21 protein-coding genes and 3 pseudogenes are annotated in these 25,164 nt (G+C 60.5%); 7 read left to right on the top strand and 17 right to left on the bottom strand.

All coding sequences use genetic code 11. The features are described 5' to 3' along the window. Positions 1–15: 15 nt before the first annotated feature. The 4 genes and pseudogenes from BLP10_RS14495 to BLP10_RS14475 all read right to left on the bottom strand — a co-directional run. On the bottom strand, positions 16–528 hold the full coding sequence (locus BLP10_RS14495) for a DUF421 domain-containing protein (RefSeq protein WP_091135849.1): 513 nt from the start codon (positions 526–528) through the stop codon (positions 16–18). Next, positions 518–1,739, bottom strand: a pseudogene (locus tag BLP10_RS14485) (DUF2254 domain-containing protein). Before BLP10_RS14485 ends, BLP10_RS14495 begins: the two are co-directional and overlap by 11 nt. A gap of 204 nt (positions 1,740–1,943) precedes the next feature. After that, entirely contained in the window at positions 1,944–2,546 is a 603-nt protein-coding gene (locus tag BLP10_RS14480) for a hypothetical protein (protein ID WP_091135839.1), read from the bottom strand. A 64-nt stretch (positions 2,547–2,610) separates the two neighbouring features. Then, positions 2,611–3,752, bottom strand: a pseudogene (locus tag BLP10_RS14475) (BCCT family transporter); the annotation flags it as partial. 101 nt (positions 3,753–3,853) lie between these two features. On the opposite strand from BLP10_RS14475, the gene BLP10_RS14470 reads away from it, so the two are divergent. Beyond that, on the top strand, positions 3,854–4,222 hold the full coding sequence (locus tag BLP10_RS14470) for a hypothetical protein (RefSeq protein WP_091135836.1): 369 nt from the start codon (positions 3,854–3,856) through the stop codon (positions 4,220–4,222). Between the two features lie 84 nt (positions 4,223–4,306). After that, a pseudogene (locus BLP10_RS14465) lies at positions 4,307–4,826 on the top strand (IS5 family transposase); the annotation flags it as partial. Between the two features lie 140 nt (positions 4,827–4,966). Here the strand turns inward: BLP10_RS14465 and BLP10_RS14460 are convergent. From BLP10_RS14460 to BLP10_RS14410, 11 genes are all read right to left on the bottom strand, one after another. After that, positions 4,967–6,208 (bottom strand): flavin-containing monooxygenase, encoded by a 1,242-nt coding sequence (locus BLP10_RS14460; RefSeq protein WP_091135833.1) that lies wholly within the window; start codon positions 6,206–6,208, stop codon positions 4,967–4,969. 137 nt (positions 6,209–6,345) lie between these two features. Beyond that, positions 6,346–7,191, bottom strand: coding sequence for a nitrilase-related carbon-nitrogen hydrolase (locus tag BLP10_RS14455; protein WP_091135830.1), 846 nt, complete (start codon positions 7,189–7,191; stop codon positions 6,346–6,348). Then, positions 7,188–7,886 carry a DUF1028 domain-containing protein gene (locus BLP10_RS14450; protein WP_091135827.1) on the bottom strand — a complete coding sequence of 233 codons (699 nt, stop codon included), beginning with the start codon at positions 7,884–7,886 and terminating at the stop codon, positions 7,188–7,190. The genes BLP10_RS14455 and BLP10_RS14450 overlap by 4 nt, the downstream gene beginning before the upstream one ends. Next, the gene (locus tag BLP10_RS14445) at positions 7,883–9,166 is read right to left on the bottom strand and encodes an NAD(P)/FAD-dependent oxidoreductase (protein WP_091135825.1); all 1,284 of its coding nucleotides are present in this window, start codon (positions 9,164–9,166) and stop codon (positions 7,883–7,885) included. Before BLP10_RS14445 ends, BLP10_RS14450 begins: the two co-directional genes overlap by 4 nt. A 14-nt stretch (positions 9,167–9,180) precedes the next feature. After that, complete coding sequence (locus BLP10_RS14440) at positions 9,181–9,528, bottom strand: RidA family protein (RefSeq protein ID WP_091135822.1); 348 nt, start codon at positions 9,526–9,528, stop codon at positions 9,181–9,183. Between the two features lie 67 nt (positions 9,529–9,595). Then, a complete protein-coding gene (locus BLP10_RS14435) occupies positions 9,596–10,402 on the bottom strand; it encodes an ABC transporter permease (protein WP_091135819.1) in 807 nt (268 codons plus the stop codon). Continuing rightward, positions 10,402–11,256, bottom strand: coding sequence for an ABC transporter permease (locus BLP10_RS14430; RefSeq protein ID WP_175493918.1), 855 nt, complete (start codon positions 11,254–11,256; stop codon positions 10,402–10,404). Before BLP10_RS14430 ends, BLP10_RS14435 begins: the two co-directional genes overlap by 1 nt. A 2-nt stretch (positions 11,257–11,258) precedes the next feature. After that, positions 11,259–12,338, bottom strand: a complete 1,080-nt coding sequence (locus BLP10_RS14425) for an ABC transporter ATP-binding protein (RefSeq protein ID WP_091135813.1) — start codon at positions 12,336–12,338, stop codon at positions 11,259–11,261. Between the two features lie 83 nt (positions 12,339–12,421). Beyond that, positions 12,422–13,417, bottom strand: coding sequence for an extracellular solute-binding protein (locus tag BLP10_RS14420; RefSeq protein WP_091135810.1), 996 nt, complete (start codon positions 13,415–13,417; stop codon positions 12,422–12,424). Further along, a complete protein-coding gene (locus BLP10_RS14415; protein ID WP_091135806.1) occupies positions 13,414–14,211 on the bottom strand; it encodes a GntR family transcriptional regulator in 798 nt (265 codons plus the stop codon). The genes BLP10_RS14420 and BLP10_RS14415 overlap by 4 nt, the downstream gene beginning before the upstream one ends. A 30-nt stretch (positions 14,212–14,241) precedes the next feature. Continuing rightward, entirely contained in the window at positions 14,242–15,408 is a 1,167-nt protein-coding gene (locus BLP10_RS14410) for a M20 family metallopeptidase (protein ID WP_175493917.1), read from the bottom strand. A gap of 466 nt (positions 15,409–15,874) precedes the next feature. Between BLP10_RS14410 and BLP10_RS14405 the strand changes: the two genes are divergently transcribed. Continuing rightward, the gene (locus BLP10_RS14405) at positions 15,875–16,465 is read left to right on the top strand and encodes a hypothetical protein (RefSeq protein WP_091135800.1); all 591 of its coding nucleotides are present in this window, start codon (positions 15,875–15,877) and stop codon (positions 16,463–16,465) included. 307 nt (positions 16,466–16,772) lie between these two features. On the opposite strand, the gene BLP10_RS14400 is transcribed toward BLP10_RS14405, so the two are convergent. Next, positions 16,773–17,690: a DMT family transporter gene (locus BLP10_RS14400; RefSeq protein ID WP_244510546.1), complete on the bottom strand. Its 918-nt coding sequence runs from the start codon at positions 17,688–17,690 to the stop codon at positions 16,773–16,775. 664 nt (positions 17,691–18,354) lie between these two features. Further along, complete coding sequence (locus BLP10_RS14395) at positions 18,355–18,996, bottom strand: TetR/AcrR family transcriptional regulator (protein WP_091135792.1); 642 nt, start codon at positions 18,994–18,996, stop codon at positions 18,355–18,357. A gap of 234 nt (positions 18,997–19,230) precedes the next feature. On the opposite strand from BLP10_RS14395, the gene BLP10_RS14390 reads away from it, so the two are divergent. The 4 genes from BLP10_RS14390 to BLP10_RS14375 all read left to right on the top strand — a co-directional run bounded on the left by BLP10_RS14390 (position 19,231) and on the right by BLP10_RS14375 (position 24,702). Continuing rightward, entirely contained in the window at positions 19,231–20,403 is a 1,173-nt protein-coding gene (locus BLP10_RS14390) for an efflux RND transporter periplasmic adaptor subunit (RefSeq protein ID WP_091136403.1), read from the top strand. After that, positions 20,403–23,537 carry an efflux RND transporter permease subunit gene (locus BLP10_RS14385; RefSeq protein ID WP_091135789.1) on the top strand — a complete coding sequence of 1,045 codons (3,135 nt, stop codon included), beginning with the start codon at positions 20,403–20,405 and terminating at the stop codon, positions 23,535–23,537. The genes BLP10_RS14390 and BLP10_RS14385 overlap by 1 nt, the downstream gene beginning before the upstream one ends. Positions 23,538–23,609: 72 nt before the next feature. Then, complete coding sequence (locus BLP10_RS23860) at positions 23,610–24,152, top strand: TetR/AcrR family transcriptional regulator (RefSeq protein WP_091135785.1); 543 nt, start codon at positions 23,610–23,612, stop codon at positions 24,150–24,152. Positions 24,153–24,333: 181 nt separating this feature from the next. Further along, positions 24,334–24,702: a beta-barrel domain-containing protein gene (locus BLP10_RS14375; protein WP_483127767.1), complete on the top strand. Its 369-nt coding sequence runs from the start codon at positions 24,334–24,336 to the stop codon at positions 24,700–24,702. Positions 24,703–25,164: the final 462 nt, after the last annotated feature.

Below are 25,164 nucleotides of genomic sequence, written 5' to 3'. Positions count from 1 at the left end.
CCGCAGCGACTGACGCTACGGCTTGCGGACGGTGAGCAGGGTCGGCTCGCGCGCGTCATGGTCGGCCCCCTTGATGACCGCCATGGTCCCGTCCGTCTCCAGGATGACGGCCGCAACGTCGGCGACATCGGTCACCCCATTCGAGCGTAGCGCCGCCATGACCTCGTCACGCGTGATCCGCTGCGATCGAATGGCGCCTTCCAGGAACCTGCCTTGGTGCATGAGCAGGGTCGGTTCGCTCTTCACCAGGTTCTGGAACCCCGGCGAGCGCACCGACAACCAAGTGATCACGAATTGCAGAAGGACCAGCAACGCCATGGCCAGGACACCCTCGGCCAGGGCGATGGACTTGCTCAGGAGAACGGTGGCGAGGGTGGAGCCGAGCGCGACCGTGACCACGAGGTCGAACGCGTTCAGCTTGGTCAATGTGCGCTTGCCAGAGATGCGCAGGATCGCGACGAGGGCGACATAAGCCAGCGTGCCGACGGCCAGGACGCGTCCCAGCCCGGCCCACGAGTCAAAGAACATGGATGGTTCTCTCCTTGGGGCGGCCGATGGCCGCGATCCTCGCCCGCTCGATCATGACCAGCACCGCCTGGCGGTCGCAAGGAGCGAGCCGCGCGCCTCCCGCCGTTTCCGCGAGCTTGTCGAGTTCGCGGACCACCGCATCCCGCGCCTCCCGGGACGGAAGCACCGGCGCAAGCTGGCCTAGGACGTCAGCTATACGGATCAGGACGCTGGGGATTTCGCGCGCCGCCTGCCGGATCGCGTTGAAGGCGGCGTCCATGAGGCCCTGCACGTCCGAGCGCTGGGCGATGACCCGTACTGCCTTATCGTGGTCGCACAACACCGTCGGCTGGAGCGACCGCCCGAGAAGCTCCTCCAGGGCCGCTCCGAGACGATCGACCACCGCCACGGCTGTATACGGATCGTTGATGCCGGGCGACAGCGCCCGCAGGGCGATCTCGACGAGCTGGCGCTGGCCATGCTCCAGGTCCTGCCGGGCTGCGTTCCTCGCCCACCACGAAGGCACCCCTAATGGCTTCGGCTGCTCCGTCGCTTGGCGGCCGTTCGGCGTGGACGACGACGTGCTCTCCGCCTTTAAGGACGAAGTGCCCCGCCCGTATCTTCACCTGGAGGACGGCACTCTCCCGGCAGGCCACCGCCACGAGCCGGTCGTAGTCGACCACCTGGACGTAGCCGCTCCTCTCCAGCGATACGCCGGCAGTTCGTGGCGGCAGCACGGCAGGTACGGCCCTGGCGGCCCCGCCTTCCTTCTGGAGCATGCTGTCGATGCTGTGGTGAAGATCGTGCGCCACCCGCGCGACGATGCTATCGGCGACGATGGCACGGGCGACCTTGTGCACGTAGAACAGCAGGGCGAACAGGCACACGATCGTGAGGACGCTGCCGATCGTCACCCCGATGTGCGGCACGCCCTCGGGACCCAAGGTCCCGTCCAGGCTGCGAAGCACGACCTGGATCTGGCGGTCGCCCATGAAGATGGGGATCAGGCGCGGTCCGAGCTGATTGGCTGCGAGCGTCAGTATGACGAAGGTCACCGAGACCACGAGTGACGTCATGGTCATCAGGCCGGACAGCAGGCTCGCCAGGAGCCCCCGAGCGGTGTCAGCGTCGCCGCCGTAGAGCCACCACAACTCGTCGGCGTCCAACCCCTCGGGCAGGGATGGGGCGGACCCAAGAACCCAATAGGCAAGGCCCAGCGCAAGAAGGATCATGACCAGGGGCACGATCCAGAGCTGTCCACGCAGGAGGACGATGATGTTGCGGATGCGCTCCATGCACGGTCAACCGCGAAGGCCGGGATGGGATCCATCACGGCTCCATCGGCGCGGAGCCTTGCGGGAGCACCCGGCAGGAGGCGTGATGACGCATGCCTCGTTCCGAACCGTCGCGCCTAAGGAGAACCGGATCCCGTCAGGTCACAGATCGGCTTCGACATCGTCATGGAGTTTCTCCCGCTCGCGACGGGACCGGATCTGGTGCGTCCCGACCGAATGCCCTTTCAGGAGCAACCGGCCGGGACGCCGGATCACCTCGAACCGGCGTGTCGCCCCGGCCAGGAGATCCTCGGAGCCGTGCACCGCCACCACCTTCAACTCCAAGGCGACGAGCTTCTCCAGGCCATTCGGAGCGACAGCACCCCCCGGAAGCGCGGGGTCGATCAGGCTTTCAAAAGATCCCACGTCGACGAAGTGTCCCGCCAGCAACGGACCTTGCCGTGTCTTCAGGTCCAGGTCCGAGCGGCCTTCCAGCATTTCTGTCACCGGGGAACTCCAGCGTCCCTCAGTTGTCTCGGCAGTCGCGATGATGCTTTCGATGTAGATCGCCTCGGCGCTCATATTGCTGATTAGGCACCGGGCCTCAAGTCCCGATCCCGCGCCACGGTTGATCAGGATATTAGGCCGCTTCTGCCGACGATAGCTGCTGACGAACACCTGCAAGTAAGCGATCCAGACAAACAGCATCGCGATGTTCGCCAGGGCGCCGATGACTTGGTGATTGCTCGCAATCCAGTTCCACATGATCGTCCGCTTGCGGTTGGTTCGATTTCCATCTCGCTCCTGGAGGCCCCAGCAAAGGGCTCCGTCACCGTGAGGGCGGATCAGGCTCGTGTTCCGGGGCGCCGTGGAGAAGTTGCGCCGCCGGCGATTGGACGAGCAGAAGGTACCGCTCGAACTGGACAAGGACGTCGGCGATGATCTGTTCCTGGCTCATGCCCATGATGTCATAGCCGCGCCCGCTGCTCGAGAAGTAGGTGCGGGGCTCGTAGGGGTAGTCCGGCTTCCCTGCATCCAACAGAAATGTGGGCATCACCTGGGCGCTGCGGCTGACGCCGTAGATGAAGTCGCGGACGCCCTCGGCTGGGGTGCGCGGGGCGATACCGCCGTTATCCTCATCGACCACGTGGGAGGGACGACCGCGCGTGCACAGCTCCTTTGCGACCTGTTCGAGCGCCGGACGCACCTGGGTGGCAATGAACCCATTCACCTCGGCCTCGGTGGGAGCATGGAGGATGGCGCGAGGCGGCGCTGCCAGGTCGGGCCTGTGGCCGGCTGAGCCGCGGGAATGTGTGCCCTGTTGGCTTGAGCCTCCTGCTGGGCAAGGTCCGCGCGCATGCCGACCAGAAGCGACCAGACGAGTGCCAGCATGACAAGGGTGAAGGGCAGGGCACTGGCCACGGTGGCGGATTGCAGGGCGCCGAGGCCGCCGGCAAGGAGCAGGCTGGCCGCCACAACACCCTGAAGCACGCACCAGAAGACACGCTGGCCGGTGGTGGTCCGGATTTCGCCGCCCGCCGCAATGGCGTCGACGACCAGCGAGCCGGAATCCGCGGAGGTGATAAAGAAGATCGTGACCAGCAGCACGGCCAGGGCGGAGGTGACGCCCGTAAACGGCAGGTACTCGAAGAACTTGAAGAGGCCGACCGACACGTCGTCGGCAACAGCGGCACCCAAGGCGCCGCCTGCCACGCCCGTGTCCACGAACATCGCGGTGTTGCCGAACACGGTCATCCAGAAAAAGGTGAAGCCGGCAGGGATGAACAGCACGGCAGTAACGAACTCGCGTACGGTGCGGCCGCGCGAGATGCGGGCGATAAACATGCCGACGAACGGCGACCAGGAAATCCACCAGGCCCAGTAGAAGAGCGCCCAGGCATCGATCCAGGGCGTCGGCTCGTAGGCATAGATGTTGAAGGTGCGCAGCAGCAGCGTGTCGAGATAGAGGCCCGTATCAGCCGTCGATGAAGGCGCGTCTGAGCGAGCTCGAAGCCGAGAAGGCGAATCTCGCGACTCTGCAAACGTCATGTTCAATTGCGCCGAACATTTCGATGCACCCAAACCTTGCGGCGGTGTACCGCAAGAAAGTTGAGGACCTTGAGACGCTTCTTGAAGACGCTGCTCATAAAGACGAAGCGATGGAGTTGATCCGCTCCCTAGTCGACAAGATTGTTCTGACCCCGAAGGAGGGCGGAGGCGTAGACGCGCTGCTGCATGGTGACCTCGCGCGCATTCTCGCTCTTTCCTCAATCAGCGCTGAAGAGGCGAAGCTCCCCCGTGCAGTCGCGGTGGCAGGCTCCAAACGCAACGAAGCCCTACGCTCTCGGTATCATGCAAAAACCCCTGACGTTTTCACGTACAGGGGTTTTGGCTTCATTTGGTTGCGCGGACCTGAAACCGCCGACAGTTGCGCCTCTTGACGCAGTCTAGGGCGTGTTAGGGCTTGAACTCACTGTGTCTTGAGGCGCTTTGCTCTTCCTCATCTGGTGCAACAGCACGGGATCCAGCTTGAAATGACGTTTCTGGACGGCACCAGCGTGCGCATTCATCAGAAGGCGGCCGGAGCGCGCCGAAAAGGGGCTCTCAAGCTCAACGAAACCATCGTGAGGTGCTTGGCCGGTCTCGTGGGGGCTATGGCACCAAGGCTTGCGTGATCGCGGATGGACTGGGCCGTGCCATCCGCCTTCCGCATCGCGCCGGGTCAGGCGCACGAACTGCCGCAAGCCCTTCCACTGCTGGATAGCCTACTAGGGGTTCCGAGCTGGGTGCGTCCGATCGCGGCTACACCAGCCAGGCCTTTCGTGCGCATGTCTGGAGCATAGGTACCGACTAGCGATCCCGCCGCAGCGGCATGAGACGCCGGTCGCTTAGCCAGACTGGATCGACAACAATCGCAATATCGTCGAGCGCTTCTGGGCCAGGCTCAAAGAGCGGCGGGCCGTTGCAACCCGTTACGAAAAGACAGCCTCATCCTTCACGGACATTCTCTGTCTTGCTGCCGCTCTCGATTGGCTCAAGCACTAACAAGACCTAGGCGGCTATTGGCCAATCGCAGCCCGCCCGAGGCGAAAGCGATCATTGTTCGGCTGTGCTATCCAGCGTCCAGCAGCGGCTGCCCTCTTCGCGACCGGTCGTCTGAAGAGGGCAGCTACAGTCAAAAAAGATCACTCATACCTTTCATGATAATATTTCATCATGACAATATAATCTGCAATGTATTTCGCGTCATACCAAACACCGAACAGGAAGCTCGACCGGCGCCTGGTCTGGAACGGTAGGCCCAGGAAATAAATACCGGGCTCCTTGGAGACACCGGCCTCGTGGATTGGGTTGCCGTGCTCGTCGAAAATATCGAGATCGATCCAGCTGTAATCGCGCTTGAACCCTGAGGCCCAGATGATCGAGGTGATATTCGCCTCAGCGACATTCAGTTCCAGGATGGGGTTCTTCTCGTACTCGGTCTGCGGCGGCAGATTGCGGGCTTCCGGATATTCGGGAAGGTCGAGACCGTTATATTCAATGTACCGGTCGATCGCGTCGAGCGTATCCAGATAACTCTTGTTTCCCTGCTCGATATTCTCGGCGAGGTCATTGCCGAATAGGAGCTCGCCATCGTCGTAACCGGCAGTACGGCCGACCAGAATGGCACCTTTGGAAGCCAGCAGGCGATAGTCGATCGGCATCTTGGTGTGGACGCCGCTGATGGCCAGCGCGATGTTGCGGACGTTCTTGTCGCGGTTGACCGCGTCCCAGCGGCCGAGCACGCCGGTCCAGTATGCGCCTTCGCGGTCTCGATAGAAGCGCGGCGGGCGGATGTGGCGGCCGAGCGAAAGGTAGACCTTGCGGCCAGCTTCAACCAGTTCTTCAGCGATCTGACCGCCGGAAGCACCGGCGCCCACGACGAGCACGGCGCCTTCAGGCAGCTGAGCCGGATTCTTGTAGTTGACCGAGTGCAGCTGCACGATACCGGAGGTATCAGGCACGACGTTGGGGATCACCGGAACCTGGAACGGTCCAGTCGCAGCGACGATGTTCATCGCCTCGAAATCACCGGCTGAGGTCGAAACGAGGAAGCCGAGCTTCTTGGGGAGCTTCTTGACCGATCGAACCTCCACGCCGGTACGGACCGGAGCCTTGATGCGCTCGGCAAAGTTCGCGAGATAATCGACGAGGTTCTCCTTAGGCGTGAAGACATCCTGCGGAACGCTGTCGATCCTCTGGCTAGGCAGGCGGTCATGCCACGCGGGACCATTGGCGCGGAGCGAGTCCCAGCGCGCCGAACGCCAGCTTTCAGCGACGCGGCCCTTTTCCAGAACCACGTGGCTAAGACCAGCGTTGCCAAGGTGCTCGCTCATCGATAGGCCGGCTTGACCCGCTCCCACGACTACCGTGTTAACTTTTTCCATGGTTTCTCAATACCTTTCTATGGAATCCCCTAGCTCTGCCTTCGGCCGCCAAGGTAACGAGAGCGCAAAGAGGCTCCCTTCCGCCAAACCCCCGTGGTTTGTCGGCGCGCAAATTCGAGTTGTTTCGAGCTGAATGCTTAGAAGCCGACTACCGCTGCATCCCCCAACAGGCGCCGCTGTTTCATGACCGGCATGTTTTTTCGAATGACGGGAAGGCTCTCCATATCCAACGTAGTTTGGATGATCTCCGCACCCTTTCCTGCTCGCGCCAGAACTCTGCCCCACGCATCGACAATGACGGAATGGCCGTAGCAGCTCTTCTTCTGGCCATCGACAACCACAGATCCGCCCAGACCGCAGGCAATGAAGTGGCATTGCGTTTCAGCGGCCCTTGCTCGGGCCAGCAGCTCCCAGTGAGCTTCGCCAGTGACAGTGGTGTAGGCCGCCGGCAGCGTAATGATTTCAGCGCCTCTCAGTCGAAGTGCGCGGAAGAGTTCAGGGAAGCGACCGTCGAAGCAGATAGCGGTACCGAAGACGGTGCCTTCGAGTTCCCATGTAACGATCTTGTCTCCAGGCTTGATGTAGTCGGACTCGCGGAAGGCGCCGTTACCCAGATCATCGATGTCGAAAAGATGAATCTTGCGGTATTCGGCAATCACCTCACCTTCCCGATCAAAAACGACACTCACGTTCTCCACGCGATCTTCGCCCGGAACCGAGGCAAGGATGGTACCCGCTTGCACCGCGACCTTGTGGCGTTTCGCAAAGGACTGCGCCATCCGGAAGCCTGGTGTTTCACGCAGAGGCTGCGCGAGTTCCACTGACCGTTTTTGGTCCAGTCCGTAGTAGGAGAAATATTCCGGAAGAATAAGAAAATCGGGCCGCTCTGCCGCTTGCATCGCAGCCGCCATGGCGGCTTCCGCCAGAGGCACCGTAACCTCCGGGGAGAGACCCATTTCCGTTTGAATTGCAGCGACTCTCATCGTGCCGCCTCCTCAGATGCAAGAAGTTCCAGTGAGTTTGTCGCGCGTCCGCCGGAGTCGGGTTCCAGGACACGCTCGACGAATGAGGCCTTCTGTGGCTCGTACGTCTCCCAAAGGCGACGCAACTCGCGCAGAGGCTTGGGGGAATAATCGACCCGTAGATCCACGGAACAGAAGCCGCCATGCTCAGCGACCTTGATCGCTGACGACCGTAAGGGGAAGATTTCGCCACCTGCCTCTTCGGCGGCTTCGAGCGCTGCGAGCAGCCGCTCGGCAATTGTCTTGCCATCGGCCTCCACGGCCGCTGCGACCATGGCAGCTGGCACCCGGTCGTTCCTCAAGATATTGCCGACGGCGACCATCCCAGCCCCGGTTGCGTTCGCGTAAATCGGCTGCTGGTGAGCACCCTGACGCAGAGCAGTAGAACCATTCCGATCGACAATGGCGAGCTCGCGCCATTCGATGCCGGGCGCGCCCACCAGTTTATTCAACGCTTCCGATGCCGAGAGGCCGTTCCTCAGGTAACGGAGTGCAGACAGACCCAGCCGCGGGTCGGTTCGGTGCTGCGTGATGACCGCGCCAGCATCGTGATCGACGAAGAGGCAGCGGGCACCCATTGAGATCGAGGACGCCGCTCCGGCGATTCCGAAATGCCCGGTCTCCGGGCAGCGAAGAGCGATGGAAAAAGTCATCATTTCAGCCTCAACATGGCCCTATCAGGGGAGAACGGTGTCAAATCGACGCTCGGCTTTTGTCCCGCCATGAGCTCCGAGACGAGCTTGCCGGTGATGCCGCCAAGCGTGAGCCCCAAATGACCGTGACCACACGCGTAGACGATGCGGGGATCCCTGCGGGACGGTCCGATGAACGGGATTCCGTCCGGGGTTGAGGGGCGGAAGCCAAGCCAAGTGTCCTGCCTTTCGCCAAGCGCGGGCAACATTCTCCTGGCCTTCTCCTCAAGGACCTTGAGGCGCGACGGGCGGCCAGGCTTGTCGAGCCCGCCAAGGTCCACCGTGCCTGCGGCGCGGATCTGATGCGACAGAGGGGTCAGGAAGAAGCCGTCCGACGGATACATGACGGCATGCGTCAGCAGTGGCTCTTTGTAAGCGAAAGCAACGTGGTATCCGCGCTCGGTGTTCATGTTGAGCACATCCCCGATCTGACGGGAGAGGCTACGCGACCACGCGCCAGCTGAAACAACAACGCGATCGGCCATGATGGTCGTACCCTCCACGTAGATGAGCACGCCGTCACTTTCGCTTTTGATGTGTTCGGCCTTGGCAGAAACAAAGCGGCCGCCGTGACGCTGAATGACCTCGGCCAGTCCGCGGCAATAGGCTTCCGGGGTGTCAAGAACATAACAACCGGGAAAAATGGTCCCGCCTACGTAACCAGGAGCAAGGTTCGGCTCCAGCGCAGCGATTTCGTCTCGCGTCAAGAACTGCGCATCGATCCCTTCTGCGCGGCGTCGATCGTTCGACTTCTTGGCACTCTCGGCCTCTTGGGCGTCACGATAAAGGTGGATGCTCCCCTTGCCGCGCCCAAGACGAATGCCCGCGACCTCTTCCATCAGAGGTCCATGCCCTTGCTCAATGACGCGCATGAGTGAAGCCAACGCCGAGATCAGGTGATCCTGCCGGCTGCGGAGAGAAGCGGATAGGAAAGCTGCCAGCCACGGCGCCAAATCCAAGAGGTCAGCCCAATAAAGCGTCAGTGGCCCATCACGACGCAGAAGCATGCCCGGCACCTTCTGGAGGATACCAGGGGCTGCCGTGGGAAATATTCCCGAGGGTGCAATCGTCGCTGCATTGCCGAACGAGGCGGCATTCCTGAAAGGAACACCCGGCAACGGCGGCGTCGGGTCAACGAGCACGACCTCAACACCGTTGCGCTGCAGCCAGCGCGCGGTGGAGAGCCCCACCACACCGGCCCCGATCACCGCAACCGTCAGCCTGCTGCTGTCGCTGGTTTGCATTTTGGAAAGATTCCTCAGATCGCAGCGGTTACGATGATCTCCACATCGTAGCCTTCAGCCGCAGGGGGGACGACGCCAGCGGCGCGGGACGGCTGATTTTCCGGATCGACCCACTGCTCCCAAACTTCATTCATGGCGTCGAAATGAGCCCGGTCCGAGATCCAGACCGTCGCACGAAGGATTTTGGATTTGTCGGTCCCGGCTTCCTTTAGCCAACGGTCGACCTTCTCGAGCGCGACGCGGGTCTGATCCTGAATCGATTCACCCTTGTTCCCGCACATCCCAGCAACGTACGCGATGCCGTTATGGATGGAGACCATAGAGGTACGCTTCAGTCGTTCAATCCGGACTACTTCAGTCATTGTACTTCACCGAGTTTTCGGCCTATCGAGGCGGTAAGTTTCAAGAATTTGTCCACAAGGGCTGACGCTACAGTCTCAAGCTCTTCTGGAATCCCATGGCCTTTTCGAGCAACGCGACCGCAATGACCGAAAGGACGATCAAAGCCGTGGACATTGCCGCAACCGTCGGATCGTCGAAGTCCTTAATGTACTGATAGGCAGCGACAGGCAGAACCTTCGTCCGGTCATCCGTCAGGAACACCGCAATCGAAAAGTTATCGAGCGCCTCGACGAAAATGAACACCGACGCGGCGAGGACACCTGACTTGAGCTGCGGAATGACAATGACAAAAAAGGTGCGGATAGGCCCTGCGCCCAAGTTGCGGGCAGCCTCTTCGATCCGTGGATCGATCCCGAGGAGATTGGCCGAAAGCGCCCGGATGGCGAATGGGAGTGCGAAGACAAGCATACCCAGGCACAAGCCGAAGAGCCCGATGCGCACCCCGCCAGCGGACAGAAGTGCCAACAGCGACACGCCCGTCACGACGCCCGGAATAATGAGCGGCGAAAGGATGACCTGCTGGATCAGCGCTTTTCCCCGGAAATCAGCGCGGACGAGCGCATAGCTGGCCGGTATGCCGATCAACAGGCTGAGCGGCGTAACGATCAACGCCATCGTGAACGAGTTTTTCGCCGCATCCATGAACATGGATGAAGCATAGAACTTCTTGTGCCAGTCCAGGGTGAACCCCGTCGGCGGCCACTGAAAATACCGTGTGGGGCTGAACGAATGGAGGACGACGAAAGCCACCGGCAGCAGCAGGAACAGGACTGCTATTGCCGCCAGTGAGATGACGGCGACGCCGTATTTCGCCTCAAGATCACGTCTAAACATCACGAAACGGCCTTCTCAACTTTCTTGGCGACGAACGAAATCAACCAAATCGACACGAACGCGCTGATGAGAAACACAACGGCCGTCGCAGCCGCATAGGGGATGTCGTATTCCACGAACATGCGGTCGTAGATTTGATTAGCGATCATTCGAACTTTTCCGCCACCCAGCAGCATCGGGAACAGGAAAGACGCGAGAGCAACCGAATAGACGAGGACCAGCGTGACCATGAGGCCAGGCAACAGCATCGGCATGGTGATCCGCCAGAAGACGGTTGCCCGCCCCGCACCAAGGCTGCGCGCCGCTTCCTCGACAGACGGATTCAGATTCCGTACGGCACCGATCAACGTGAAAGCCGCGAAGGGCAGCAGGTAATGCGAGATCGCGATTCCGACGCCGGTCCAGTTGTAAAGAAACCGGATTGGCGCATCGACAATGCCAAGTCCCGAGAGTCCGAGGTTCACGAGCCCTTTGTTGCCGAGGAGGATGAGCCAGGAATATGCCCGCGTCACACTGCCTGAGAGGAAGGTGACGGCGATCGCCAGCATGATAATGTTGCCGACCCACTGCCGTTTGGCGCGTACAATGACCATTGCCATTGGCACCGCGATAGCGATCGTGATTAGCGAGATGACAAGGGACGCCCAGAGCGTGCTCAGTAGAACATACTGGTTCGATCCGGTGAAGAGAACCCGCCGGTAGTTTTCGAGCGTGAGTTCGCCGACAAACTGCGTCCCTGGAAGCCCCTTCAGGAAGAGGCTCGAGAACGCGAAATATCCGTACGCTGAGACGATGAAGAGGCCAACAATCAGCGCAGGCGTTATCAGAAATCTCGTAGGATCACTGCGCTGCACTATCATGCCCTCAGAAGCACGGTGTGGGCGGGGTCGAGCACCAGCTTTACTGGATGCCCCACGGTGAATCTTTCGAAATTGCTGCTCCTCGGAGTGTTGGCCTCGAACTTCAAGTCGTTGACCTCAACGTGATAGACGACACGTTCTCCGAGTTCGTGGGCAGTCTTGACTACCCCGGGAAGTCCAAGTCGCCCATCATCAGCGCGCACAACTTCAATATGGGATGGCCGAATGGCGACCTTGCACTCCCCGCCAGCGGCATGGCCGTCCATATTGCTGACGGGCATGGTGTGTCCCCCAAGCCCAATCGTGGCGTGGTGGGCGTCGGTTGAGACGATCCTTGCGTCAAAGATGTTCGGCACGCCCAGGAAGCGGGCGACGAATTCGCTTCTAGGTTTGTCGTAGAGCGCGATCGGCGTATCGATCTGCTCGATCTGCCCTTGGTTCATGACGGCGATATAATCGGAGAGGTAAAGCGCTTCGTCCTGGTCATGCGTGACGAGAATGGAGGTAATGCCCAGCTTCTTCTGAAGCTCGCGTAGCTCAAACTGCAGCCCTTCACGAAGGTGCCGATCAAGTGCACCAAGTGGCTCATCAAGCAGTAGAAGTTTGGGCTTGATGACCACCGCGCGTGCGAGTGCCACGCGCTGCTGCTGACCACCGGAAAGCTGGCTGGGATAGCGGTCGGCGAGATGAGCGAGCTGAACCATCTCGAGCGCCTCGCGCACTCGGGTCACCTGCTCTTCCTTTGTCACGCCGCGCATCTTGAGGCCGAACGCTACGTTCGCCTCGACGGTCATGTGCGGGAAAAGAGCATAGTTCTGGAAAACCATGCCGATGTCTCGGAAGTTCGGCTCGCTCCTGCTGATGTCCTTGCCGTCGACGAGGATCTGACCTGAAGTTACGTTCAAGAAGCCGGCGATCATTCGGAGAACAGTGGTCTTGCCGCAACCGGACGGCCCAAGAAGGGTCAGGAGCGAGCCGCTCGGCACGTCGAGATCGAGGTCGCGTACCGCGTCAAAGGAGCTGTAGCGTTTTGTCAGCTTCCTAAGTTGCAAAGTACTGCTTTGCAGGTTTTCCATAGCCGCCGTTCCATCAGATAATAAAGGGGGTAACCGGGCAGGATGGCCGCCCGGCCCACGTTCGAACCTAATAGGTGAGATTGTTAGCGCGATACGATGCCTTCGAAGCGCGCGATCCAATTAGAGATCTGATCGGCAATCTTCAGATCATCCAGCACCATCCGAGCGTCATCGGCGGGCGTGGTTTCAGCAAGGGATTTCGGAAGCTCAACACTTGCATGAACCGGGGTCATGTACTCCGCCTTCGCCAAAGCAGCCTGTTCGCTCTCCGACGCGATGAAATTGATGAACTTGGCAGCATTCTCTTGATTCTTGCCGTTCAACATCATCATGACATCGAAGTACATCGGCGCCGGCGCCGGCGTAATCAGCTTGACGTTGAGCCCTTCATCCTTGAGACGTCGATAATGGGCTGACTGTCCGATGAGGATCTTGCCTTCACCCTGCGCAAACGCCTGGCGAGCCTGCGAGTCAGATGTGTAGTAAAGCGCAACATTCTTGTTCAACTTTTCCAGCGCTTCGAAGCCTGGATCGACATTGTCGATCGTTCCGCCGTTGATCTGATTGGCGACCATCAGCAGCGATCCTTGGTAGATCGACATGCTTGGAGCGATGATCGACTTGCCGACTTCGGGCGACCACAGGTCTGACCATTTGGATATCTTAAGCGGGGCGGCATCGGCATCGTATATGATCCCGATGGGATAATAATACATGGCGACCCAGTTTTCATTATAGCTTCCGGGGATGAGCCCGGCAGTATTCGGCACCTTGGCAGGTGGGATCTTGGCGAAAAGTGCTTCGTCCTTAGACGCCGTTGCGGCGACGGAATTTGTCGTGAACCAGACATCAACCGTCGGATTATTGCGCTGGGCCTGCAGCTTGGCCAAGCCTTCGCCTGACGTCGATTGCGTGACGACGTTCACTTTGATCCCGGTAGCTTCCTCGAACCGCTTTGACGCCGGCTCAACCAGGCTCTGCCAGGTAGAACCCCAGATCTGGACGGTGACCTCCTTAGCTTGAGATACGGTCGGCAACAGTAAGGCACAAGCCGTCAGCAGAATTGCGCTGTAGTTCATTTTGATCCCTTTGGTTGGTTGAAGCCGCGGATCACATGAGCTCTCATAATTTTTTCGGCTTCATCTGCGTTCCGCGCCCTGAATGCAGCAAGAAGTTTCACATGATCTTCAATTGCTTCTCGCGATTGCTCCCGGCTTAAAGCCGCGAGATTGGCTTCACTGATAAAAAACCCTGCATAATTGTCGATTGCGTTCTGGAGTTCAGAGACTCCACACGCGTTGTAGATCCTCCCGTGAAATGCTGTGTTGTTGCGCACGCGCTCAGTATGCGCCTCCTCCGGAAGCGACTGCGCCAGTTTGATAGAAGCCTCTAAGAATTCGAAATCTTCTTGGTTGAGATTGGGCACCGCGAGTCTGGTCGCGTAGCCCTCCAGTGCGATGCGAATGGCGCGGATGCCGTCGAGGCATGACTTAACATCCGCTACGATAACGCCGGATGATGTCCGCTCGAGGAGCCTGTGCGAGAGGAGCCGCGTGAACGCCTCTCGAAGCGGTGTTCGGCTCACTCCGAGTCTCTGAGCGATTTCCGCTTCTTTGAGACGCAGCCCCGGCTCCAGCCTTCCGTCCAATATTAACGAGCGCAATAACTCATAAACAACATCCGCCGAACTTACCGGTGACAGGCGGCGCCCTGCCAGATCGTCTATCGCCTCAGCCCCCATAGCCTGTTTCCCCCAAAGTCTCAGGTCGCTTTTCAAGTTTTGGTCGCCGTTAACAGTTGACACTAAAGCATGCCGCAGCACGGCAGCTCGCCTTCCAGGCAGTGCGAAGGTCGCCGCCGTCACGACAAACATGAAGGCCGCTGCTGCTGGTCATCCTTTTCACTAAACGTCTTCGCTTTTCGACAACTCTGCGATCAACGTGGCGAACACGGCCCCGCGCCCCACCAGACTTTCGACGACAATCGTTTCATCACGAGAGCAGATGTCATTGCAGATGGGGCCGAGACCATCAATCGTCGGCACTCCCAATGCGCCACAGAAGCTGGCGTCTGATCCGCCTGCGACATTGGTCAACTCGAAGCACGGGGCACCGATTTCTTCGGATGCCTTTGCGACGATGTTGAACAACTCCTGGGTTTCGGGTGTCTTGGACCATGCCGGACGCGTCCAGCCGCCCTTGAGCACCACCGGCACCCGCTCGCTGGACACCTCAGCGACAAGACGCTCGACTTCTTGCTGCAGCTTTTCTGCGGCGTCTAGAGTGCGCGCCCGCATGTCGACATGGAGTTTGGCGTATCCCGGCACAACCTGCCGCGCATCTCCGCCCTGGAATATTCCGACATTGACGATGGTCCCGATATCGAGGTCCGTGAGGGCTTCGAGCTTCGGAACCAATATGGCGAGAGGGCGGATCGCAGATGCGCCTTTTAGATAGTTGGCAGCCGCATGGGCCGTCTTCCCGGTTGCCTCGATGTAGAATGCGCCGACTGCCCCACGGGAGGTAAAGTAGCCGCCATTCGGCCGCCCAGGCTCTAGGGTCAGCACCCAGTCGGAATTTTTAGCATGCTCCTCGATCCAGCCCCGGGAAAGCGGACTGCCCAGCTCTTCGTCGCTTACAACCAGAAACTTGATCTCTTCGAAGTCGGCGCCTCCGGCCTGTGAGGCAACTTCGATCGCGTTGAGAGCCAGAACGAGCCCCCCTCGCATGTCGCCGACGCCAGGGCCCGTAGCCAGATCACCCTTGATCTCAAAAGGCCAGCTTTCCAGCGTACCGCGAGGCCATACCGTATCCGCGTGACCGAGGATCATCAGCCGACCGTGCCCTTGGCCCTTTCGAACCGCAACGAGGCGATCTCCTCGTTCGGGCACCTGTTCATATTGGAGTTCGAACCCCTGCTTTTGCAGCCGTTCGCCGATCCAGCGAGATGTGAGGGTTACGCCTTCGACCTCATACGAGCCTGCTTCGATACCTACGAGTTCGGCGATATCCGTCAGCATTGTGTCAAGTCTTGCTGCAAAAACGCTATGGAACTCCGTTGCCAAGCTCACGACCTTCTCCATTCTTGTATACCGGAGTACAAGAGTACCCGCACACCTAGGCTTGTCAAGGATTTTTGCTGCGGCGGCAAGGGCGTGTGCCATCGGTAGAATGGCCGCAGGGTTGGCAATGAACGGGATGGTGCCTGCCTCTGCAACAAGGGCAAAAGGGATCTCCGCCCATCAAAAAGTGATTGTTCAGCAAGATGATGCGCAATCGGCTCCAAGCGGACCATAAGAGAATGGGAGCGTTTGAGACGGCATGCGGCGAGCAGAGCAATGTGCTCAATGGAGCCTAGCGCCGCCATTTTCCGCTCTGGAGCTTACTAGCCTGCGGCGGCTGAGGCGCCGCATACGCGATCATCGCCAAGGACGGTTACGGCTGCGCCGGACGCCATTCCAAGGACTTGTGCAGCAACGGCCGGACGATCAGCCGCCAAGAGATCGAGGCGCGCATTCTCACAGCCTGAAGCACAACTTGCTCACGCCGGAGTTGGTGGCGGAGTTCACGCGCGCCTACCAGGAGGAGGTCAACCGGCTGTCGAAAGAGGCGACTGGCAAGGCCACGGAGATCGAGACGAAGCTCGCAGGCGTTCAGCGCAAGATCGACGGCATCCTAAGCGCGATCGAGGACGGGCTGTATCAGCCCTCTATGAAGACCCGCCTTGCGGAATTGGAGGCGGAGAAGGCCGCTCTTCTGTCGCAGAAGAATGCGTCTGCGACCATCCCCAACGTATCGGTGCATCCGAACCTTGCGGTTTACCGCCGCAAGGTCGAAGAGCTGGAGAGCCTGCTTGAGGATGCCGCACACCGCGACGAAGCCATGGAGCTCGTTCGTACGTTGATCGAGACGATCGAGCTGACGCCAAAGGGACGGGGCGGTGGTCTCGATGCGGTTCTGTACAGTGACCTAGTGCGCATTCTTAGCTTGTGCTCGTCAGGACATCAGGCCGAGCGGCAACAAGTCCTTCGTCGCATCGTTTCTGCCTTCTCACCCGGGTCCGGATACGACAAAGCCCTCGCTGGGGTTACCAGGCGAGGGCTGTTGTTTTTGGTTGCGGGGACCTGAAACCACCGACGCTTTGGATGTCTGGCTCACCTTGCAATCAATCTCGATGCATGGAGCATCTCACAACTAACCTTGTACCCCCAGAGCATATTGGTCGTAGTATTCGTGCGGCACTTCGAGCTGACCCACTGAGTCAGGCCCTCGCAAGGTTGAAGCAACGTGCGAGAATGTAGATCCGTTGGTCTCGCGGGGAGTGATGTCCGTCGAGGAAGCCTTCGGCCGTCGATCCGCACATAGCCTCAAAAACGCGCGCCCTTCCAAGCGCATGGTTCGGAACGCTCTCTGACCAGTTCGTTCTTTTCGCAATTCAAGAGCGGCAGATCCCAGCCGCAGCCAGCCTCGCTTCTCTTGTCCTGATGCGCTCCCGGTGGGCCGTGTAGAGGCCGCTCGCCGCGATGACGAGCCCGCCGACGAAGGTCATGGCTCCGGGGACGGTGCCGAAGACGGCAAAGCCGAGCAACCCGGCAAACAGAAGCTGGACGTAGGAGAAAGGGGCGATGGTGGAGGCTGCGGTCTTGCGGTAGGCCAGGATAATGAGCCAGTGGCCCATCGTCGAGAAGCCCCCCATCAAGATGGCCAAGCCGATCTCTTCGGCTGAGGGTGTACGCCAATGGAACGGCACGAAGGCGGTCAGGGCGACCAGCCCAATCACCGCCGACCACGCCAAAGTCGCCTCGGGCTGTTCAGAGCTCATCCGGCGGGTGGTAATCGCAGCTACGGCCCACGAGAGTGCGGCGGCGATCGGCAGCAGCGCGGCCAGTTGGAAGGCTGCGCTACCAGGCTGGATAACGAGCATTACCCCCAGGAAGCCCACTGCTGCTGCAGCCCAGCGCCGGATGCCCACCGTCTCGCCAAGAAGCGGGATCGAAAGTGCGGTGATGAAGATCGGTGAGATGAAGTTGATCGCCGTGGCTTCGGCTACCTGAAGGTATCCCAGTCCGAGGATGAAGAACACGGCTGAGCCGGCCATGGCCAGCGCCCGAATGATCTGGAGGAGCGGGCGCGATGTGTGCATCGCCCTCGCGCCACGAGTGATGAATACCGTTGGCATGACTACGAGGCAAAACACGATGTAGCGCAGCCAGGTGACCTCGAGCGCCGGCAGCGTGCCTGTTAGACCCTTCGCAGTAACGTCACCCATGGCGAAGAAGGCTGTCGACAACAGCGTCAAGCCAATTGCGGCGAAGGTCGCGTCCTTGGCGGGAGCAGCGCTCCCCGCGGTCAACGTCGCTGAGACGCCCTCAGTGGATGGACAGCGGGCTACGGCGGAGGCGGTGGGAGGAGGGCTCATAGGAGATTGGACAGTCTCGGCGAGAATGTGGTGCGTCACGCGCTCTGGTAAACGGCACAATCAACCCAAATTGCTGAATCGTGTGTGAACTGGGCTTCGCCCCTCGTGCAGGTTACCCCTGCGCTAAAAGCATCGAGCTTGCGCCATGGTTGCAGCGCCCTGTCACCGGCTTGTGTTCGAGACATACCCATTTTCGGATTACACAACTTCCGGGACGATTTAATCCCTTACACAGTTCGGCATCGCCTTCCTCACCCCCTCTGTTGGCTCAGAGCGTCTGCTCCTAACACGAGGGCTGACCTTATCCCAAGTTCCGTTTTCTGGCGGTAAGCATACCTACATCCGCTCGGCTTTATGATACACTTTGACCCGTTTCGGGGCTTCTGATTTTTCACTGAGGCCCGTCCCCACTTGGTCTGCGCTCTACAGGGGGAACAACAAAGGCCTCGCACCGAGGACCTATCGTTTCTCTTCATCGTATGATCAGCGGCAACCAGGGAAACTTGCCACTGACACGAAACGGAAGACTCTCGATGCGAGGCTGGGATCTGTTGGAGCGAGGGGGCACAGGGTCTCAACAGATCCAAGTGGAAACCCGTTAATGCCGACCAGGATCTCCTGCTGGGCGTGGCAAAAGTCCATTTAGAAGGAGATCCACGGCAATCTCGAAATGCCGTTCCATGTCAATCGGTCGCCGATCCGAAAACAGAAGCATCGAGATGTTCAGAGACAGGGCAGGCGCGAGGAGGAGTTCGGGAAACTCCAAGATAGATGGCGAGCGGATCTCGCCTTTCGCGGCCCCTGCTTCCAGGCTCTCGCGCAGGCGTTTGACCACCGGCCCCATGAAGTTCTGGTGGTGCTCGTCGATCAGCTCCGGGAACCGACTTGCTTCGGCAATCAGAAGCCGAAAGATCTCCCTGCTGCGTGGATCGGTGGCAAGGATGCGGTACAGATAGCAGAGATAGGCGCGCAGGAATTCCGGTGCCGTGGACGAACTGCTTGTCGCGAATTCCTCGGCCTGAATGTGGAGCGGTCGCGAGAACTCCCGGACCATCGCCACGAAGACCTGTTCCTTGTTCTCGAAGTAGAAGTAGATCGTGCCCTTGGTGACGCCGGCGCGGGCAGCGACGTCCTCAAGACGCGTGGCTGCGTAGCCCTTCTGAACGAACTCCTCGAAGGCGGCGTCCAGGATCTCTCCGGGGCGCTCTGCCTTGCGGCGGGCTCTTACGCCTCCTGCCATATGGTGCTCCTCAACTTCCCCTCCACTCAATGCCCGTGAAGGCATGGCGCCACACGTCTTTCGGCACAACCATCCACAAGAGGCAGCAGATCAACCAACACGATGCCGTTTTTTAGCCAACCGTCGGCTGGAGCAGCGCAGTAAAGAATTGACTGACTCACAGGTCAATAACAGTTGACTGACTCGTGAGTCAATGAATATATGCGGCGCACCATCAATCAAACGAGTCCCTCGATGCTCCGCCCCACGATGCCGGCAACCCGTCTCCTTTTGTCTGCAGCTCTGCTCCTGACACCACTGTCATTCGCAAACGCGCAACAGCCTGCAGGAGGGCAAATGCCGCCCCCGCAGGTGACCGTGGCTGAGATCAAGGCCAAGGCGGTGACCGTAATCTACGAGTACGCGGCCCGCATCTCGGCACACCGCGAGGTTCAGGTCCGGGCCCGTGTCGGCGGGATTCTTCTCAAGCGCAACTTCAACGAAGGCTCGACCGTGAAGGCTGGCCAGGTGCTGTTCGAGATCGATCCCGCGCCGTTCGAGGCGGAACTCGCCCGTGCCAAGGCGCAGCTTCAGCAGGCCCAAGCCCAATACAACCAGGCTGTTCGTGACGCCGAACGTGCCCTCCAGCTCTTCGCCAAGGGGGCAGGCAGCGAAAAAGCCCGCGACGATGCGCTCTCTGCCAAGGAGCTTGGCGCAGCCGCCGTCGCGGCGGCCGAGGCACAGGTGCGAACGGCCCAGCTCAACCTCGACTATACCAAGGTCAAGGCGCCCATCAGCGGCATCACTAGCCTAGAGCAGGTGCCGGAAGGCAGTCTGATCGGCACGAGCGGCGACAGCGGCCTGCTGACCTCGATCACCGAGCTTGACCCTGTCTACGTCAATTTTTCGTTCGCCGACCGGGAAGGTGCTGAGATCCGCCGCCTCCTCGATGCCCAGTCCTCGAAAGGGTCCCCCTCCACGAACCTCAAGGTGAGGATCACCTTCGGTGATGGGCAGGTCTACGATCAGGAGGGCACCATCGACTTCACGTCGAGCAGCATCGACACCGAGACCGGAACCCTGCAGGCCCGCGCCGTCGTCAAGAATCCCGACCGACGCCTTGTCCCCGGACAGTTCGTGCGGGCGGCCGTGGACGGACTGATCCTCAGCGACGCCATCGTGGTCCCCGAAGCGGCCGTGATGCAGGGCCCGCAGGGGCAATTCGTCTATGCGGTGAATGCCAGCGGCCAGGCGGAGGTGCGTCCTGTCCAGCTCGGCCGGCAGGTCGAGGGCGGCTGGATCGCTGCCTCCGGCCTAAGGTTGGGTGACAAGATCGTCACCGAGGGCGTCATCAAGGTTCGTCCCGGCGCGCCCGTGACCGCATCGATGGCATCGGCCAGCTCCAATACCAATGTCGCGGTGAAGTAATGAACCCCCGCTTTTTTATCGACCGGCCGGTCTTCGCCGCGGTCATCTCCATTGTCATCGTCCTCGCCGGTATTCTGGCCCTTCGGGCGCTGCCGATCGCCCAATATCCTGAGCTGACGCCGCCCCAGGTCGTCGTGAGCGCCACCTATCCCGGCGCGAGCGCCGAGACGGTGGCCCAGACCGTGGCGGCGCCCCTGGAACAGCAGATCAACGGCGTCGAGGGCATGCTCTACATGCAGTCCTCGAACTCCAGCGCCGGCACGATGCAGCTGACCGTGACCTTCGCGCTCGGCACGGATCCGGACCAGGCCACCATCGACGTCAACAATCGGGTGCAGCGTGCAACGCCGCTTCTCCCTTCGGAAGTGACCCGGCAGGGCGTCACTGTGGCCAAGCGCTCGACCTCGATCCTCGGCATGGTCGCCATGTTCTCCAAGGATCCGCGCTACGACCGGACCTATGTCGGCAACTACGCCCTTCTCAATGTTATCGACGAGCTTAAGCGCATCCCGGGGGTGGGCGATGCCTCGGCCCTCGGCTCGCTCGATTATTCCATGCGCATCTGGCTGCGTCCGGACAAGCTGGCCCAATACAAGCTGACGCCTACTGACGTCGCCACAGCCATCCGCGAGCAGAATGCCCAGTTCGCCGCTGGTCGTTTCGGTGACGAGCCGACGGACAAGTCCGTGGCTTTCACCTACTCGGCCACGACCATGGGCCGCCTGCCGGATCGGGAGGCATTCGAGAACATCATCCTGCGCTCGAATGAAAACGCGGCGGCGCTGCGTCTCAAGGACGTCGCTCGCGTGGAGCTTGGTGCGCAGAGCTATACGGTCACAGCTGAACTGAACGGCACGCCGGCCGTGCCGATTGCGGTCTATCTTCAGCCGGGCGCTAACGCGCTCGCCACCATGGAGGCGCTGACCGCCCGGATGGACGAACTGAAGGGGGCCTTCCCGGAGGGCATCGATTATCAAATTCCCTTCGACACGACGAAGTTCATCAAGGTGTCCGTCGAGGAGGTCATCTATACCTTCATCGAGGCCATCGTGCTGGTTATCGCCGTCGTGTTCCTGTTCCTGCAGAACTGGCGTGCCACGCTGATCCCAGTAATTGCGGTGCCGATCTCGATCATCGGCACATTCGCCGGCATGTACCTGTTCGGGTTCTCGATCAATCTGCTGACCCTGTTCGGTCTGGTTCTGGCCATCGGCATCGTGGTCGACGACGCTATCGTGGTGCTGGAGAACGTCGAACGTATCATGTCGACCGAGCATTTGCCGCCGCGTCAGGCCGCCATCAAAGCCATGGGTGAGGTCACGGGGCCTGTCATCGCCATCGTTCTGGTGTTGTGCGCCGTGTTCGTGCCGGTCACCTTCATGGGCGGACTGGCCGGCGAGATGTACAAGCAGTTCGCTGTCACCATCGCGATCTCAGTGACGATCTCGGGCATCGTGGCGCTGACGCTGACGCCAGCCCTGTGCGCGCTGATCCTGAAGCCAGGACACCAGGAACCTGCGCTGCCGTTCCGCGTGTTCAATCGCGCATTCGAGCGGATGACCGCCGGCTATACAGCCGGTGTACGCTTCCTGGTGCGTCGCGTTGCCGTCGGCCTGCTGATCTCGGCGGGTGTAGTGGGCGCAACTGCCTACATGTTCATGACGATCCCGGGCTCGCTTGTGCCGGACGAGGATCAGGGCGTTCTGTTCAGCATCGCCGTGTTGCCACCGGCGGCTTCTCTGAGCCGCACACAGGCGGTGGTGGGCGCCGCCAGCGAGAACTTCCAGAACCACCCGGCCGTGGAGAACGTCTTCGCGGTGTCAGGCTTCGATCTGCTCTCGGGCAGCATGAAGACCAGCGCCGGCACGTCGTTCGTGTCGCTGAAGGACTGGGCCGAACGCGAGGCGCCGGAACTCGACGCCCGCAAGCTTGCGGGACCGTTCATCGGCATGAATGCCGGCATCAAGGACGGCATGGTGCTCGCTTTCAACCCGCCACCCATCATGGGCCTGAGCACCACGGGCGGATTTGAGCTCTACCTGCAGGACCGTACAGGCGGCGGCGTCGCCAGCCTCAACGCGGCCACCGCGAAGCTGGTCGAGGCCGCCTCCAAGCGACCGGAACTCGCCGGTGTGCGGACAACCTTCGACACGAACGTGCCGCAGTACAATATCGACCTCGACCGGGAGAAGGCGAAGGCTCTGAACGTACCGATCAACTCAGTCTTCGAGGCGATGCAGAGCACGTTCGGCAACCTGTACGTCAACGACTTCACGCTGTTCGGACGCAACTACCGCGTCATGCTGCAATCGGAGTCGAACTTCCGCCAGACCCCAGACGACCTGCGGCATGTCTTTGTCAAGGCAGCCTCGGGCAGCATGATCCCGCTGAGCACGCTCGTGACGGTGAAGCGCGTCATCGGTCCCGATCAGCTGGAGCGTTTCAACGCCTTTAACGCCGCCAAGGTGACCGGCAACCCGGCTCCGGGCTACACCTCGGGGCAGGCGATTGCGGCGATGCAGGACGTGGCCCGGGAGGCGATGCCAGAGGGATTCCAGATCGCCTGGACAGGCTCGGCCTATCAGGAACTGGAAACGGGCGGCACCGGGTCCCAGGCGATGATCTTCGGTCTCATCATGGTGTTCCTGATCCTGGCGGCGCAGTACGAGAAGTGGAGCCTGCCGCTCGCAGTCATCACGGCCGTACCCTTCGCCCTGTTCGGTGCGCTCATCGCCATTTGGCTGCGCGGCCTGACCAACGACGTGTATTTCCAGATCGGTCTGGTCACGCTGATCGGCCTCGCGGCGAAGAACGCGATCCTGATCGTCGAGTTCGCCGTCCTCAGACGCCAGGAGGGTGCGAACGCGGTCGATGCCGCCATCGACGCGGCGCGCTTGCGCTTCCGCCCGATCGTGATGACGTCGCTGGCCTTCATCCTCGGCGTTGTGCCGCTCGCCATCTCGACGGGCGCAGGCTCGGCAAGCCGCCACTCGATCGGTACCGGAGTGATCGGCGGCATGCTGGCCGCGACGTTCATCGCGACTTTCTTGATCCCGATGTTCTACCGCCTGATCGCGTGGCGCCAGCCGAAGCCCCGAGGGGACGAGGACGCGCTGCCGTCCGAGGCTTCATAGCAAGGCACGAATGGTCTGGCCGCTCAGCCGTCGAAGACGCCGCCAGACCACACCGATGCATCGCATTCCACCATGACAACACGACACGAATCTACATCCGTCTCGGCTCGTGACCGCATCCTGGATGCGGCTGAGGGACTAATCTGCACTTGCGGTATCGCAGGATTCACGCTCGACGCCGTTGCCCAGACCGCAGGGGTCAGCAAGGGTGGCCTCCTGTACCATTTCGGTTCTAAGGACAGCCTGATCTCGGGCCTGCAGCGTCGCATGGCCCTCCGGCTCGAACAGTCGCTTCAGGACGCGGAGCGTCGGCAGGAGTCTATCCTGGAAGCGTTCATCCGCGAGCTGCGCCAGGACTACGAAGCGGGCGGGCGCCGCTTCGCACCGCTGCTGCTGGCGCGCGAGCAGCAGAACCCATGCCAGGAACTGCAGGCCCTGATGGCATGCGTGGTGCGGCGGAGTGACGGGAGGGGAGGGAAGAAAGCAACCCTGCTCCTGTTAGCTTCCCTCGGGATGGTGCTCTCCAGTCTCGCGCGACTGCCCTGCACCGATCCGCAACAGGCCGCGGAGCTTTTTGACGAGATACAAGAGCTCGCTGCGACCGTTTCTGTCTGATGAAATTGCGGCTCCAGGCGTATCGACCCTCATCGAACCCGAACCTGGGAAGAGGCTGATATGCTAAACGCCTCACCGTGACATCCATCCTTCTCGCCCTTGCGATGCGCCCCAGGATGGCGTTGTTCACCAATCCGTTGTGCATACGGTTGGCGGCGTCATCAATGCGAGCGAACCTCTGATGCTGATCGTTCCCGAAACGAATGAGCTCTCCATTGAGGTGAAGGTATCTCCGCAGGATATTGACCAGGTTCAACCTGGGTTAAGCACGGCATTGCGTTTATCCGCTTTCAACCAGCGTTCGACGCCTGAGCTTTATGGTTATGTGAGTGTGATTGCGGCCGATTTGGTGACGGATCCCAGAAGCGGCCAGCAATATTACCCTGTCCGGCTTTCATTTGCGGCGGGCGAGCGTGAGCGTCTGGGTACGCTGCGGCTTGTTCCAGGGATGCCTGTTGAGGGGTTGATCCGGACGGGGTCTCGGACGGTTTTGTCCTATCTCACCAAGCCGGTGGTCGATCACGCGGTGCGGGCGTTCCGGGAGGAGTGAGGGTTTCTTCGGCGGGCTCACCGGGTCTGGATACGACAAAGCCTTCGCTGGGGTTCCCAGGCGAGGGCTGCTGTGTTTGGTTGCGGGGACCTGAAACCACCGACGCTTTGGCGCTCCAGGGAGGTTGGCTAAGTCATAGGATCTCTTGGCTTCAAGGGGGCTTACAGAGCATCTGACTCTTAAGCAGAGGGTCCTGGGTTCGGGTCCCACCACGCTCACCAAACCATCCCAAGCACTTAGATACTGAACAGGTTTGGTTCAATTCCCAGAAAACCGGATTGGAAAGCATATGGGACGCAAGCTCAACTGGAGTGAGCTACGTCCTCCGCTATTCCATTGGCTCACCCGCAAGTCCAAACATACGACTTGGTCCAATATGCGTCAGGAATCAGCCAAAGAGCGGACGTTGTCACGGCCAAGCTAAATGGCCGAGTTTGACACGATCCGGACATTTGCGACGGG

Source organism: Microvirga guangxiensis, from assembly GCF_900102135.1.
Taxonomy (GTDB): Bacteria; Pseudomonadota; Alphaproteobacteria; order Rhizobiales; family Beijerinckiaceae; genus Microvirga; species Microvirga guangxiensis.
The sequence above is the reverse complement of the archived record's forward strand: the minus strand, read 5'-3'. Positions and strand labels throughout refer to the sequence as shown.

What these genes read in the sequence shown, in the direction of transcription:
- BLP10_RS14495 (WP_091135849.1), bottom strand. Translation starts at nt 528, where the DNA reads ATGTTCTTTGACTCGTGGGCCGGGCTGGGACGCGTCCTGGCCGTCGGC.
- BLP10_RS14480 (WP_091135839.1), bottom strand. Translation starts at nt 2,546, where the DNA reads ATGTGGAACTGGATTGCGAGCAATCACCAAGTCATCGGCGCCCTGGCG.
- BLP10_RS14470 (WP_091135836.1), top strand. Translation starts at nt 3,854, where the DNA reads ATGCACCCAAACCTTGCGGCGGTGTACCGCAAGAAAGTTGAGGACCTT.
- BLP10_RS14460 (WP_091135833.1), bottom strand. Translation starts at nt 6,208, where the DNA reads ATGGAAAAAGTTAACACGGTAGTCGTGGGAGCGGGTCAAGCCGGCCTA.
- BLP10_RS14455 (WP_091135830.1), bottom strand. Translation starts at nt 7,191, where the DNA reads ATGAGAGTCGCTGCAATTCAAACGGAAATGGGTCTCTCCCCGGAGGTT.
- BLP10_RS14450 (WP_091135827.1), bottom strand. Translation starts at nt 7,886, where the DNA reads ATGATGACTTTTTCCATCGCTCTTCGCTGCCCGGAGACCGGGCATTTC.
- BLP10_RS14445 (WP_091135825.1), bottom strand. Translation starts at nt 9,166, where the DNA reads ATGCAAACCAGCGACAGCAGCAGGCTGACGGTTGCGGTGATCGGGGCC.
- BLP10_RS14440 (WP_091135822.1), bottom strand. Translation starts at nt 9,528, where the DNA reads ATGACTGAAGTAGTCCGGATTGAACGACTGAAGCGTACCTCTATGGTC.
- BLP10_RS14435 (WP_091135819.1), bottom strand. Translation starts at nt 10,402, where the DNA reads ATGTTTAGACGTGATCTTGAGGCGAAATACGGCGTCGCCGTCATCTCA.
- BLP10_RS14425 (WP_091135813.1), bottom strand. Translation starts at nt 12,338, where the DNA reads ATGGAAAACCTGCAAAGCAGTACTTTGCAACTTAGGAAGCTGACAAAA.
- BLP10_RS14420 (WP_091135810.1), bottom strand. Translation starts at nt 13,417, where the DNA reads ATGAACTACAGCGCAATTCTGCTGACGGCTTGTGCCTTACTGTTGCCG.
- BLP10_RS14415 (WP_091135806.1), bottom strand. Translation starts at nt 14,211, where the DNA reads ATGTTTGTCGTGACGGCGGCGACCTTCGCACTGCCTGGAAGGCGAGCT.
- BLP10_RS14395 (WP_091135792.1), bottom strand. Translation starts at nt 18,996, where the DNA reads ATGGCAGGAGGCGTAAGAGCCCGCCGCAAGGCAGAGCGCCCCGGAGAG.
- BLP10_RS14390 (WP_091136403.1), top strand. Translation starts at nt 19,231, where the DNA reads ATGCTCCGCCCCACGATGCCGGCAACCCGTCTCCTTTTGTCTGCAGCT.
- BLP10_RS14385 (WP_091135789.1), top strand. Translation starts at nt 20,403, where the DNA reads ATGAACCCCCGCTTTTTTATCGACCGGCCGGTCTTCGCCGCGGTCATC.
- BLP10_RS23860 (WP_091135785.1), top strand. Translation starts at nt 23,610, where the DNA reads ATGACAACACGACACGAATCTACATCCGTCTCGGCTCGTGACCGCATC.
- BLP10_RS14375 (WP_483127767.1), top strand. Translation starts at nt 24,334, where the DNA reads ATGCTGATCGTTCCCGAAACGAATGAGCTCTCCATTGAGGTGAAGGTA.